Source organism: Lentzea indica, assembly GCF_012184385.1.
GTDB lineage: Bacteria > Actinomycetota > Actinomycetes > Mycobacteriales > Pseudonocardiaceae > Lentzea > Lentzea indica.
This window is the reverse complement of sequence record NZ_VSRL01000094.1, coordinates 1-13,264: the sequence shown is the minus strand read 5'-3', so window position 1 is coordinate 13,264 and position 13,264 is coordinate 1. Positions and strand designations below refer to the sequence as shown.

At 68.9% G+C, this 13,264-nt stretch carries 10 protein-coding genes and 2 pseudogenes; 2 read left to right on the top strand and 10 right to left on the bottom strand.

The genetic code is table 11. The annotated features are described in order from the left end of the window. Positions 1-23: 23 nt before the first annotated feature. The 9 genes and pseudogenes from FXN61_RS24705 to FXN61_RS24665 all read right to left on the bottom strand — a co-directional run bounded on the left by FXN61_RS24705 (position 24) and on the right by FXN61_RS24665 (position 10,961). A complete protein-coding gene (locus tag FXN61_RS24705; protein WP_167976426.1) occupies positions 24-599 on the bottom strand; it encodes an SRPBCC family protein in 576 nt (191 codons plus the stop codon). A gap of 277 nt (positions 600-876) precedes the next feature. Then, entirely contained in the window at positions 877-1,827 is a 951-nt protein-coding gene (locus FXN61_RS24700) for an alpha/beta hydrolase (RefSeq protein WP_167976425.1), read from the bottom strand. A 46-nt stretch (positions 1,828-1,873) separates the two neighbouring features. After that, the gene (locus FXN61_RS24695; RefSeq protein ID WP_167976424.1) at positions 1,874-2,818 is read right to left on the bottom strand and encodes an NADP-dependent oxidoreductase; all 945 of its coding nucleotides are present in this window, start codon (positions 2,816-2,818) and stop codon (positions 1,874-1,876) included. A 74-nt stretch (positions 2,819-2,892) separates the two neighbouring features. After that, a complete protein-coding gene (locus FXN61_RS24690) occupies positions 2,893-3,450 on the bottom strand; it encodes an NAD(P)H-dependent oxidoreductase (protein WP_167976423.1) in 558 nt (185 codons plus the stop codon). Positions 3,451-3,503: 53 nt separating this feature from the next. Continuing rightward, complete coding sequence (locus tag FXN61_RS24685; protein ID WP_167976422.1) at positions 3,504-3,971, bottom strand: cupin domain-containing protein; 468 nt, start codon at positions 3,969-3,971, stop codon at positions 3,504-3,506. Between the two features lie 137 nt (positions 3,972-4,108). Continuing rightward, positions 4,109-6,121: an ATP-binding protein gene (locus FXN61_RS24680; RefSeq protein WP_167976421.1), complete on the bottom strand. Its 2,013-nt coding sequence runs from the start codon at positions 6,119-6,121 to the stop codon at positions 4,109-4,111. 430 nt (positions 6,122-6,551) lie between these two features. Further along, a pseudogene (locus FXN61_RS24675) lies at positions 6,552-7,190 on the bottom strand (MmyB family transcriptional regulator); the annotation flags it as partial. Positions 7,191-7,632: 442 nt separating this feature from the next. After that, the gene (locus tag FXN61_RS24670; protein WP_167976420.1) at positions 7,633-9,711 is read right to left on the bottom strand and encodes a UvrD-helicase domain-containing protein; all 2,079 of its coding nucleotides are present in this window, start codon (positions 9,709-9,711) and stop codon (positions 7,633-7,635) included. Between the two features lie 587 nt (positions 9,712-10,298). Beyond that, complete coding sequence (locus tag FXN61_RS24665; RefSeq protein ID WP_167976419.1) at positions 10,299-10,961, bottom strand: Type 1 glutamine amidotransferase-like domain-containing protein; 663 nt, start codon at positions 10,959-10,961, stop codon at positions 10,299-10,301. Positions 10,962-11,020: 59 nt separating this feature from the next. Here FXN61_RS24665 and FXN61_RS52615 point away from each other — a divergent pair, with 59 nt between their 5' ends. Next, complete coding sequence (locus FXN61_RS52615) at positions 11,021-11,317, top strand: carbamoyltransferase C-terminal domain-containing protein (protein WP_167976418.1); 297 nt, start codon at positions 11,021-11,023, stop codon at positions 11,315-11,317. A gap of 109 nt (positions 11,318-11,426) precedes the next feature. Here FXN61_RS52615 and FXN61_RS24655 read toward each other — a convergent pair whose 3' ends face one another. Beyond that, the gene (locus FXN61_RS24655) at positions 11,427-11,933 is read right to left on the bottom strand and encodes an RICIN domain-containing protein (protein ID WP_167976417.1); all 507 of its coding nucleotides are present in this window, start codon (positions 11,931-11,933) and stop codon (positions 11,427-11,429) included. A 295-nt stretch (positions 11,934-12,228) separates the two neighbouring features. On the opposite strand from FXN61_RS24655, the pseudogene FXN61_RS56480 reads away from it, so the two are divergent. Beyond that, positions 12,229-12,501, top strand: a pseudogene (locus tag FXN61_RS56480) (ATP-binding protein); the annotation flags it as partial. Positions 12,502-13,264 lie beyond the last annotated feature (763 nt).

Here is a 13,264-nt window from a genome sequence, read left to right as displayed (position 1 = left end):
CTGCAGGAGCTCCGCGAGCAGTTTTACGAGGAGCTCCTTTCTTCCGCTTCGATCACCTCCACGCACTTCGCGAGAGCGGCCACCATGTATCGGCGCCAGAGGGGGGTGAATGGCCCGGCGATGATCCAGCGCCGGCCAGGAAGCGGTTTGAATTCATAAGTCCAGCGGATAACGGTGCCATCGCCGTCGGGATTGAAGTTCCATTCGCCACGAACACCGGCCGCGAGGCTGGAGAGGATGTTCGTGAATCCCGTGAGTTGATATGCGAAACTCGAGCCTTCCGTGTACTCGGTCAGCTGTTCGTCGGCCTGCGACCCGTCGTCGAACTGCGGGTTCCTGGTCGGACCGACGTGGTCCCATGCTTCGGTCTGGTTTGCCACGCCTTTGACGCCGGGAAACGGTGCCACCCGGTGGAAGACACTCGAAAGGTCGATGGGAACGATCAGTCGGAAGGCGTCGGCGGGTGCCGCCGAGGTTCGCTGCTGGACCGTGATCGGGACGGTGTTGTCGGCTGCGCTGATGAGGAGCGGTATCGCCCGGACCGCCTCGGCATTGAGCTCGGTACCACCCTCCGCGGTGATCGATTCCTTGTCGGACATCGATGTTCTCCTGTCTTGGTGACATGTGTTCAGTGGAAGGCGTTGACGACACCGAGGCGCGCTGTCTGCACGGTCCGCTGAGCCCTGCGCCGGTCACAACCGAACCGACTGATCCGTGGACGCCGTGTCAGTTCAACGGTTTCGTTGAGCGGCGCGCCCGAGAGGCGACGGGTCGGGAGATCGGGATCGGCCAGCGCCATGGTGGCGACCGTGATGACGTCGGCCAGGCCCGGTGTTGAGGACCAGAGCCGTCGGCCAGTTTCGTGAAGCGTGCCGCTCAGATCGACTTGAGCACCCGGACGCGGTCGGCGATGGCGCGCCGGGCGACGTCGGAGTTGAAGGCGATGGAGTCGAATTCGTGAGGTACGCCGGGGTGGAGGTGGAACTCCACCGGTACGCCGGCGCGGCTGAGCTTGGTCGCGTAGGCGGTGTCCTCGTCGCGGAAGACGTCGAGTTGGCCGACCTCGATGTAGGCCGGAGGCAGCCCGGTCGCGTCGTCGAGCCGAGCCGGGGCCGCCGTCGCCGGGACGTCGGGTCCGCCGGCGGCCTCACCGAGCAGTGCCGGCCACGCGGTGAGGCTGTCGTCGTAGGACCACAGCAGGTAGGGCGCGATGTGCGGGTCGGGGACAACCGTGCGGTCGTCGAGCATCGGCATGAGCAGGATCTGCCGGGCGATCTTGGGGCCGCCGCGGTCGCGGGCGAGGATCGTCAGAGCCGCTGCCATGCCTCCTCCGGCGCTGTCGCCCATCACGCCGACCCGGTCGGAGTCGACGCCCAGCTCGGAGGCGTGCTCGTGCAGCCAGTGCAGCGCGGCGTAGGCGTCTTCGAGCGGTGTCGGGAAGGGGTGCTCGGGGGCGCGGCGGTACTCGACCGACAGCATCGGCACGCCGCTGGCGGAGACGTAGCGGGAGACCGGCCCGTCGAACAGGTCGATGTGGCCGAAGATGTACCCGCCGCCGTGGAAGAACAGCACGGCAGGGCCCGGCGTCGAGCCTTCCTTGACGTACCAGCGCACTTTGATCTGCGCGCCGTCGTCCGCCGTCACCTCGTACTCGCTCGTCGTCACGTCGGGCGGGAACGGCTGGGCCGTTCCCGCGGCGCCGATGATCGGCTCCCACATGGCGCGGCGGGCCGCGACATCGCCCACCGCCGGTGGTGTGGCGTCCGCCATCGCGCCGGCCATCGGGGCCAGCGCTTCGGCGATCTCAGGATCGAGGGTCAACGACATGGCCCTCTCCTTTTCGGAGTTGTCGAGGTGTCGGCGGACGAAGGCATCAGGCGCTGGGCGGCAGGACGATGACCTTGCCGGGCAGTGCGCCCGTGGCGGCTTGTGCGTGGACCGCGGGCAGTTCCGCCAGCGGTACCCGCTGGGCGACGTCGACGCGAAGTTCACCGCTGTCCACCAGCGCCACCAGCCGCGACAGCTGTTCGGCGTCGCTGCGGACGAAGAGGTTGACTCCGCGCACGCCGCGCTCCTCGTCGGCGGGCGCGGGCATCCACACCGTCGTGTTCACGACGACACCGCCAGGACGGACCAGGGTTGCGAACGCGGTCAGCTGCGCCGGGTCGACCGGCGCGAGGTTGAGCACGACGTCGACCGGCTCGGTCACCGCGGCGTTCACCTCGGTGGTGGTGTGGTCGATGACCTCGTCAGCGCCGTAGGTCCTGACGCGCTCGCTGCTGCGCGGACTGGCCGCGGCGATCACGTGGGCACCGGCTCCCTTGGCCAGCTGCACGGCGTAGCCGCCGACCGCGCCGCCCGCGCCACTGATCAGCACGCGTTGCCCGGCCGCCAGCTTTCCGTGGTCGAACAGCGCCTGCCACGCGGTGAGGCCCACCAGCGGCAACGCGGCGGCGTCCGGGAGCGGGATGCTCCGAGGCGCCGGCGTCACGAGCTCGGCCGTCATCAGGATGTACTCCGCAGCCGCGCCGTCCTCCACCATCGGCAGGAAGCCGACGACCTCGTCACCGACCTCCAGGCCGTCGACGTCCTCGCCCAGCGCGTCGACCGTGCCCGCGACGTCGCGGCCGGGAGTGTGGGGGAGGGCCACCGGCATCGGGCCGCGCATGTTCCCCGCGCGAACGCCGGTGTCGATGGGGTTGAACGACGTCGCGGCGACGTGGATCCGGATCTGCCCGGGACCGGGAACCGGCTGCTCCACGTCCTCATAACGCAGGACTTCGGGGCCGCCGAAGTCGTGGAAACGCACTGCCTTCATCGGGGTCTCACCTTCATGTTCATTTGCTTCGAATTCGAAGCAAAGTTGGGTCCGGCAACCCGTGCTTGGCCGGATCAGCCGGAGGTGTGTGGAGAGCTCACTGCCGCGACGAGCTCGTCGGCGGCCTGGGTGATGCGTTCACGCAGCCTGTTCGAACAGCCGTGAGCCGGTCCCTCCCAGTCCTCAGGCCCGGCGATGACGACGGTGGGCACGGGCTCTGCGTGCAAGCAGGTGAAGCGGCCGCGTATCACCCGGCCGAGCTCAGGCGGCCGCCAGCGCGAGCCGCTGTTGGCTGCCAGCAGGACGGGCATGCCGGACAGGACTCCGTCCTCGATCACGCCGAAGAACGATTCGAAGACGTCGCTGGGGGATGCGACCACCACCGGCGTCGCCACCACGAGCCCGTCGGCCACGGCGACCGCCGCGATCGCCTCGCGCAGGTCGAGGCTCAGATGGCCCATCGCGGAGTGGTGCGCGAAGTCGGTCACCAGCCGGCACAACTCCAGCACCTCCACCTCCACTCGCGCTCCACCGACCGTGAGTGACCAGCAGACGGACTCCGTGATCTGGTCCGCGAGCAGGCGGGTGGGCCGTGCGTAACCGATGCCGGCGCTGATGACGGCCAGGGACACGGGGCTCGGCGCAGAGGGATGCATCCGGCGCCCCGGCTGTTGCGGTGGTGTGGTCAACGGGGAGGGCCGAGGACGACGTTGCCGGACAGTTCGGCGGCTTCGACGAGCAACGACTGCGGGATCTCGAAGCCCTCCGGGCGCGGCTCGCGCAGGTCGCGGCCTGCGTGGCGGAACATCTTCTCCAGCCCGCCGGGGGTCGTGATGAGCAGGAGGTCGGCCTTGTCGGAGGTGATGCGGTAGCTGTGTGGGATGCGGCGGGGGAGGAAGACGATGCCGCCCTCCCGCAGCTCGTGCTGCTCGTCGCCGACCCAGACCAGCGCGGAGCCGGCCAGCAGCAGGAAGACCTCGTCCTCGTTGTTGTGCATGTGGAACGGCGGCGCCTCGCCCAAGTCGGCGTCGAACCGCCCGACGGTCAGCTGCCCGCCGGTCGCCTCGGCGTCGAGCAGGACGCTGAAGATGCTCCCGCCGATCCACTCGAGCTGCTGCTGATCCTCCCGCTGTGCGAGGTAGGGGATGCTCATGTCCGGTCCTCGAGGTCTGCGGACAGCGGCGCCGTCCTCCTGCCTCCAGACCCTGCGCCCCACCGCTGCCCGGTCTCAACGTCCTGAGGTGCTCACCAGTGTCCAGTGCTGCTCAGGGTGAAGCGTGAGGACTTGGCTCAGTCCGGTGACGAGGGTGGTACGGATGACGCGGGCATCGTGGCAATTTGGCGCAGCAGTTGCTCGGTGAGCCGCTCCTTGGCCAGAGCGAGGTGGCGCCGGTAGGTGCCGTAGGGCAGTCCCAGCCGTCGGGCGGTTGCTTTGTGGGTGCGGGAAGCCGAGATGTACGTGGCGGTCAGGACCTCGTGCGCTTTGACGCCTGAGGGATCTACCTGCAGCTCGTCGAAGGCGGCCATGAAGGCGCTGCGCAGGTCCGCCACAGGATCAGCCGAACCGTGTGGCACCAGGCGCGAGTGCAGCAGGACGCTGGTCGCGAACTCACGGGGAACGCGCCACGTGCGCAGCGCCTCGATCACGCCCTCCTCGAATGCCGCGCGCGGCAGGTCGCCGCCGTGCGCGGCATTCGACCCCGTGGCGTACCGAGCTCCGGTCCGCGCAGCCACGGGCGTGGCCACAGCGCGGACCCTGTGCTCCACCCACTGCTCCACCGATTGCCGCCGCCAGTCCCTGCCGAAGACGTGTTGCTTCCGTCCGTCGACATCCACTGCCACGACTTCCTGCAGCCCGGCAGTGGCGAGATAGCGCCGCCACCGGTCGGCGTCCTCGAAGACGGTGAAGGTCACCGCGCGCCCGCGGGCCCTCATCTCGGCCGCGATGGTGCGCCGGCTGATGAGGTCCATCAGAGGCGAGGGCCGCTGATGCCAGCCAGGCTGCACCGCGAAACGGCGGATCCCCAGGTGCTCGCCTTGGCGCAGGGGAGCGGTCGACTGCACGTGGTCCCACACCGCCGCGATCACCGAGTCCTCGGCCCGATCCTCGGGTGGCAGCGCCTCCAGCCGGAGAATGGCCATGAATGCAACGGGCGCGGACGAGCCCACGTAGCGATAGACGCGGAAGCCCTGTGGCTGGCGCCGAACCCAGTGCGCGACCGCGGCCGTGGACGTGGGGCCTTCCGCCTCCTCCGCCATGCTCAGGACGTCGGGCACGTCGCCGGGCTGGAGCGGGGTGTCCTCGACATGAGGATGGGCCCGCCAGTCGTACAGGTCGTTCGGTCCGCCCTGGTCGCGGAAGAGGAACATCCACTCCGCGACGCGAAGCAGCGCGTCGTCCTCGGTGGCGCTGCGCACCGCCTGCAGACATGCAACCGAGATGCGCGTGCGGACATCGTCGTAGCGCTCGGGATCCCGCCAGCGCAGATCGGCCTCAAGCGTGGCCCGCACCGCATCGTGAGGATGCAGCCCTTCAGAGGTGGCCTCGACGTAGGGCAACTGACGCAGCCACGAGAACACTGTGGCGGTGTCCTCCTCACCCAGCACCGTGCGCAGTAGCGACTCGCGCGTGACGTAAGCCTGCGCGACGACCTCGAGGGCGCGTCGGTGAGCGGTGCCCGGCAGGTCGCCCACCAGCCGCTCGACCAGGGTCGTCAACACGTCGCCGGTGGGCTCCCAAGCCGCGCCCAGGGCCGGGGCGGGCACCGAGGCGGCGAGCGAGAGGGCGAGGGGACTGCCCCCGGCGAAGGCGACGAAGGCGCTGCGCTGCTGCGCGGCGACACCACGTGCTGCGAGAAGGGCATCGGACTGGGCGGCGTCGAGCGGTCGCACGACCACTTCGGCGAAGAGCGGCGCCCAGCCCGGGTCCAGCGACCACTCGGAGTCGGGAGCGACCCTGCTGGCGAGTACGACGAATGCGCCCTCCGCGAGCCGGAGCAGGAAGTTGTCCCGCAGCCACGGCTCGAGCGGCTGGCATTGCTCGAAGGTGTCGATGAGGAGCACCGCGCCGGGCTCGACACACGCCAGGGCGGCGGCCTCTTCCATGCGACGCGGATCCGCGTCCAGAAACCGTGCGTCAACACGCACCACGTGACGCCCGGCGAGCTCCGCCTGCTGGGCGGCGTAGCGCAGCAGCGAGGACTTGCCGATGCCGCCGGGGCCATGGAGGTATGCCACGACTGGAGCGTCCGTCCCCCCGGACAGCATCCGATCGAGCACCGTCCGCTCCGGCTCCCTGCCCACCAGGGCACCAGCTCGTGCTGCGGCCAGCCTGCCGGCCAGACCCGTCGCGCCCACTCGACGCTCCTCTCGTCAAAACCATCTTCAGTGTTCTGCTCGATGCCGGGGCGACCGATGGACGGCTCAGCGTCGGACGCCTCGACGTCAACTTGGGCGAGACGCCGCCTTCACGCTGCGGCGCACTGCGGGGAGGTCGGGGAACACACCCGCAGGCGCTCCGCGTGCGCTCGCGGTCGGTGGCGGAACGTCCTGGATGGATCAGCACTTCCGGGTGGAGGTCCTTGGCGAGATGTTCAGCCGGTGCGTGAAGGTCCGGGGTGTTTACCCGTTTCCACGACTCCAGGGCATCCGCAGGCCCCGCGTTGTTCGCATCGTTGATCAACACGGATCCAGGGTCGCGGCCGACATAGGCAACAAGCGTTTTCGGCGTGCGCCACAAGGTGTCGAACGGCCGGCTCGTGCTCCGCAGGTCGTCAACGAGCTCAGCAAGCGACGAGTCAGCCGGATAGCGCAGGTACGTGCTACGCAGCCGGGCGGCGAGCATGGCCTGGAAACCGGCCGCGCGATCCTCGGTTCGACTGATCCCGCCCAGTGCGTTGCAGAACGTGCGCCACGCGACGTTCCAGTCCCAGGGGTGCCCGGTTTGCGCCCCAGCTTGCAGCGCCATCCACGCACCATTGACGGCGACCACGTTCCACGCCGGGTCGCACAGAAACATGGGGGTATCGGCAAACCGCTCCAGCAGCCGCGTCGCAGCCGCCCCGGCCTCACGCGGCACCTGCCCGTGCGCCGCGGCGTGCCCAGCCAGCGCACAGAGCCGCTCGTACTCCGCCAGCCCCACCCGCAACGCACGGGCGATGGCCTTCACCACGCCGGCTGACGGGTGCCTGCGCCCTTGTTCCAACCGCCGCACATAGTCTGCCGATACCCCGGCCAATTCGGCGAGTTCCTCTCGCCGCAAACCTCGAACCCGCCGCCCACCTGGCGGTACGTCGACCTGCAGTCCAACCGCGGCGGGCTCCGTGTTCTCGCGCAGCTGGCGCACTGCCACACCAAGATCATGCAACGCCATGATGCAAGTGTTCCTTACGGCAGCTGCGAGAAGGGCTCCGAGCACACGCGTCCCCGCGGCCGCCGAACTCCCCGGCATCAGCCGCGCGTCCGCCCAGGTCGTCTGCGCCCGGCTCGAAGAGTTCCTCGTGGCCGTTGCCCAGCAGTTTGGGGCAGTTGAGTGCAGTTCAGCTCCCTTCGAGGACTCCTTCTGTGTGAACTATGGCACCGAGATCGCGCTGACCTGCGAAACAAGACTCTTGCAGGTCGGTGCGGGTCGGGTCAGGTCCATTGAGGACCGTTCCGGCATGTTCAACGCGCGGAGTTGCTCCCAATCTGCTCCCACTCCGTGCTCCCGAGGCTCATCGGCTCTGTCTCGTCTGAGGCGGGGCACACGCTCGGCGGCAGAAGAGGACGTCCGAGTCGGGCGGACCATGGCTGGTGTTGTGGGATTCGGGGTGTGGTCAGGGTTTGAGTTCTCGCATGGCGGACAGCTCGGCTGGTGGCCGACCGAGGTGCACGATGCCCAGCTGGCGGGTGGCTCTGGTCATGGCGACGTACAGATCGTTGTGACCGAGCGGCGCGGCACCGAGGATCGTGGCAGGGTCGGCGATCAGGACCGAGTCGAACTCCAGGCCCTTGGCCTGGTCGGGGGTGATCAGTACGACCTTGTCGGTCAGGTTCGGCGGTGTGATGAGGGACAGCGCGGTGGCCAGGGACTCGATGTGGACACTCGGGGCGATGATCGCAAGTTGGCCATCGGTGTGTGCCGCGGCAAGGTCGGCGATGACGGTCGGGAGGTCGGCGGGAGTGGTGCCGATACGCCATGGTGGTTCGCCCGTTGAGCGGACCGACCGGGGTGGCGGGGTTCCTGGGTGGTGGGTGGCGAGCAGGTCGGTGGTGGCGGCCATGATCTCCGCCGGTGTGCGGTAGTTGACGGTGAGCCGGGCAAGTTGCCAGCGGTCCCGCACGTGTGGCCGCAGCACGTGGTCCCACGAGGAGGCGCCGGCCGGGTTCCCGGTCTGGGCCAGGTCCCCGACGATGGTCATCGACCTGGTGGGGCACCGGCGCATCAGCATCCGCCAGGCCATCTCGGACAGTTCCTGTGCCTCGTCGACGACCACGTGCCCGAACGCCGGGCGGTCGGTGCCGTGGCCGATCAGGGCGGCGGCTTCGTCCAGCAACGGGACATCCGCGGCGCTCCAGCCGTCGTCCCGTTCGCCCAGGAGGTCCGACACCACGCGCTGCGGAGTCAGCGGTGGCCACAGCCCGTCGAGTGCGGCCTGGACGCCGGTGTCGGCGAGCAGTGAGTACCGCAGGCCGGCCCGGTCGATCCCGTCCAGGAGGCTTCTCGGCCCGTCGGGGTCGTCGTCGCCGATCACGACACCCGCGGCGGCCAACGCACGCAGGTCGGCCTCGGTGAGCCGGCCGTCCGGGCTACCGCCGTCGATCGCCTCACCGGCATCGGTGAACACGACCGCCTCCATGGCCTGGATCAGGCGTTCCGCGAGCACATCCACGATCTCCCGCTGAAACACCAATCTGGCCTGATTGTGCGGAAGGCTGGTCCGCCTGGCCTGCCGTACCGCCCGGTCGCAGGTGCGCGGGTCGAGCCGCAGCACCTGCTGCTCGAACTCGACCTCCACCGAGTCGCCTGGATCGACCGGGAGCCGAACTCGCGACCGAACCGCCGCCCTCAGCCGTTCGGCCATGACCACCTCGCCCTTGAGCTCGGCGATCCCAGGCGGGTCCACCCGGCTGACCTCGACGCCCGGCCACAGATCGGCGATGGTGGCCGTCACCACGCTGCTCTCGCCGAGGCCCGGCAGGACCTGGCCGATGTAGTCGAGAAAGATCCGGCTCGGGCCCACGACCAGAACACCGCGGGTGCGCAGGTGCGGACGGGTGTAGAGCAGGTACGCGACCCGGTGCAACGCGACAGCCGTCTTGCCCGTGCCGGGACCGCCCTGCACCACCAGCACCCCACTGGACTCATGCCGGATGATCCGGTCCTGTTCGGCCTGAAGGGTGGTCACGATGTCGTGCATCCGCCCGGTTCGCTCCGCGGTCACCGCCGCCAGCAACGCCGCCTCCCCGACCAGGCCGTCGTCGCCGGCACCGTCCGGGTTCAGCAACTCATCGTTCAGCGCGACGACCACCCGGCCTCGCGTGGTGATGCGCCGCCGTCGCCGTACCCCCTGCGGAGCGGTCGCCGTCGCGGTGTAGAACGCCTGGGCCACCGGAGCACGCCAGTCCACCAGCAACGGCTCGTCGCCCTCGTCCCGGAACAGACTCAACCGTCCAATGTAGACGCGCCAGCCGTCGTGCAAGTCCAGCCGCCCGAAGCACAATCCCCGCTCCACCGCGTCCAGCCGGGCCACCTCCGCCTGCCGGACAGCCACCGCCTCCCGATCCCCATCGGCACGCCGCGCAGCCACCAACCGCGCGGCAGCCTCCTCACGCATGGCATCCACGCGGGCATACAGGCCCGCCACGTACTCCTGCTCAATGTCGATCTCACGGTCGACGTCGCTGTTGGTCACGCCCGCACTTCCCCAAGGTCGGCGATCAGTGCCATCGCAGCGTCCACGGCGACGTCCGCGAAAAACAGTCTTGTTCTTTCCCGCCGCCTCAGCCGCCCAGCCCGACAGTGGTCCCCGGGCAAACGCGACTCCCGATGATCGCGACCTCCCGCAGTGCCCAACCTGCGCTCATCGGCTACTTGGAGACTTGGTCCACGACCGGTGTCTGGCCAGACTCGGTCCAGGTGCCTGGCGAGGCGCTCTCTCTAACTGCGCCACCCCACCGAAGGCCGCGCCTGCTTCAACGCCAGGAAGGCCGCCGGCAAGACCTCCATGGAGGCTGCGCGCACTCAAACGCCGACTGTCCAATGTGGTCTATCAACGGATGCTGCGCGACCAGAGGGCCAGCGATGCGGCAGGCCCGAGAGGGCACTCAGGGACGACTCTGCAATCCAGCGTGACCGACCTGACCCCGGACATCGGCTCTTCGGACAAGCCACAACCCGGACCCACCACACCCCAACCCAAACCTCGACTCAACTACGCCTTGACATAAACGGGAACCATGAGCGGGGGCGCGTCGCAACACCGATCACTGTTGGCCATGGCTATGAGGGAAACAGCTTCCAGTGCCCCTCGGAGACGACCTCGACGGTGCCGTCGGCCACCTTGATGGCCGTCTGGTCGTCAATTGCGTACGCCGGACCCGCGATCTCGGCTGCCCATCTCTTGGCAGCAGCCATGGTGTTGTCCGGCATGTGACCCAAGTGCGGGAAGATCGAGAAATCGACGACCCCGAGGGTGCTGTCGCCCCCGTTGGGTGACGTCCACTCGACGAAGTCGTCACCGATCCGGGGGGTCATCACCATGCTCCCAGCACTCAGCCCCACCCAGACGGTGTCCTGCAGCGAAGGCAGGAGGTCCGCCAGCCCGGACTGCCGCATCCAGTGGCACAGGTACATCGCATCGCCGCCGGCCACCAGCAGGACGTCAGCCTCCCGCACCCAAGGGACCCACCGCTCCTCGCCGATGCTGGGCAACGCTGTCAGCTCCAAGACACCCAGCGACTTCCAACCCAGGTCGCACATGGGTAGTGGCGTCTGGCCGGTGATGAAGCGCCAGGCCGAGGCCGGCCCGCACATGGGGTGGCCGTACTGCGCCGTAGGGATGCACAGAGCACTGGAGCCGGCGATCGGCCTGCCCAGCAGGTCGGCCAACGCATCGCGGATGCTCGGGTTCTTGACGCCTGCGGACGTGAGAAGAAGCCTCACGCTTGCCTCCTGTACGTAGCCATCCTGCCGCTCTGCTCGAGAGTCAGGAAATCGGGTCCATGGGAGACAGACCGGACACCACAGCGAAACTCATCGCCGTTGCGACCGAGTTCGAACAGCCGGCCGACATCGTGGAGGCAGCCGCGCGGCTGCTGGCCGGGGGCGCCGCTCTCGGCTGGACGCAGGGCCGGTCCGAATACGGGCCGCGCGCACTCGGCAACCGCAGCATTCTCGCCGACGCGCGGCCGGGCGAGAACAAGCGGCGCGTCAACGCCATGATCAAGAAGCGGGAAGCGTACCGGCCGTTCGCCCCGGTCGTCACACCGGAGGCCGCCGGCAGGCCCTCATCGGTGTGATCGGGCGGCAGCCGGATGTCGAGCATCACGACATCCGGCCTCGTCTTCGCCGTCACGGCCAGTGCGCCCGCGACGTCGCGAGCTTCGACGTTTCCCTGACGAATTTGCGCTAGGCCGGGATCAGCTCCCACTGCTGGTTCGCGTTGTCACCGAAGTGGCAGCCCCACTGGTACACCGGCACGCCCTCGGCGGTGCTGGTGTGCGGGACGTCGACGCAACGGTCGGTGTCGTGCGCGCGGATCTCGTAGAACCTGCCACCACGCCAGTTGAGCCGCCAGTTCTGCTGCGGTGCGGTGTAGCAGGACCAGCTCACGATGCCGACCGTGTCCCGGTTCTGGTTGCCCCACAGGTCGAGGCAGCCGTTCGCCAGGTTCCTGATCTTGGTGACGGTGCCGCCGCTGTTCAGCACCCACTTCTGGGTGTTGTGCCCGGCGCAGGTCGCCTGCAGGATCGCCGCGCCGTCACCGGTTCCGGCCGCGGTCAGGCATTTGCGGCTGTGCTTGGCGACCAGCGTGTAGACGGCTTCCGCGGGTTGCGCGGACTGGGCGACGGCCGGTGCACCGAGCAACGGCACAAGCGCGGCCAACACGGCCGTCCGGCGCATCCACTGGTTCATGTTCTCCCCCTCGCGATTGGTGGAACTGGGCGACACCACGATCGCGGGCGCCGCTCGCCGAGGGCGTGAGCAGCCGGCTACTCCACTGCCGGGCGCGCGATTACCCCGTTCGGGTGGTTCGCGACCCGGCTGCTGAGCGGCAAAAGCCGTGGTGAGCGCTGTCGTGAGCAGTCCGGTGCTCGTGTGTCGGAGGGTGACCGATCGGTTACACGTTCGCTTCGACGAGCGATTGATCGGTGTGGAGAACGACTGGCCGCTGACGGGACGTGCCGAAGAACTCGACCTTCTCGAGAGCATGTGCGGCACGAATCGGCGTGGTGCGGTGATCTGCGGGCCCGCCGGTGTCGGCAAGACCCGGCTGGCGGCCGAGCTGGCCGAGCGCGCGCTGGCCCGCGGTTTCGCGGTGGAACGGGTGACCGCGAGCCGGTCGATGTCGGGGATCGCGTTCGGCGCGTTGATCCACCTGATCCCGACGGCCGCGGATTCCACCGACGGCACGGTCGAGCTGATGCAGGGCCTGCGCGATGCCATGAGACACGGCGACCGCTCGGTACTCCTTCTCGTGGACGACGGCCACCTCCTCGACGACGCCTCCGCGACGGCGATCCACATGCTCGCCGCGACCGGTGCGGCCTTTGTCGTCGTCACGGTCCGGTCGCGCGAGCCCGTGCCGGAAGCTTTGACGACGTTGTGGAAAGACGGCCTGGCCGTGCGACTGGAGCTGCAACCGTTGTCGCGCAACGAAACCGCCGAGATGCTGGTGGCAGGCCTGAACGGTCAGGTGAGCAGGCTGACAGCGAACCGGTTGTGGCACGCGACCCGCGGCAACGTGCTGTTCCTGTCCGAGCTGGTCCGGGCCGGCCGGGAGTGCGGCCGGCTGGCCCAGCGTGGTGACCTGTGGAGCTGGGACGGCGACATCGCGTTCGGCGAACGGCTGTCCGAACTGATCGAGGCCAGGCTGGTCGGTCTGACCGGGAGCGAACGCGCTGTGCTGGAGGTGCTCGCCGTCGGCGAACCGCTCGAGATGGCTTTTCTGCCGCACCAAGACGATCTCGCGTCGCTGGAGGAACGGGGCCTGATCGCCGCGACCGAGCACGACGGCAGGGTCACGCTCAGGCTGGCGCACCCGCTCTACGGCGAGTCGCTCAGAGCCCGCCTGGGAACGTTGCGGCGCAGGGCGATCCTCGCAGGGCTCGCCGAGAAGCTCGCCGATTCAGGAACCCGACGTGCCGGGGCGCACGGCTGCGTGGGCTGTTGGCCGCCCTCGCGCTCAATGCGGGCCAGGTGGTCCCGAAGTCGGCGCTCGTCGACTGGATCTGGGGTGAGAATCC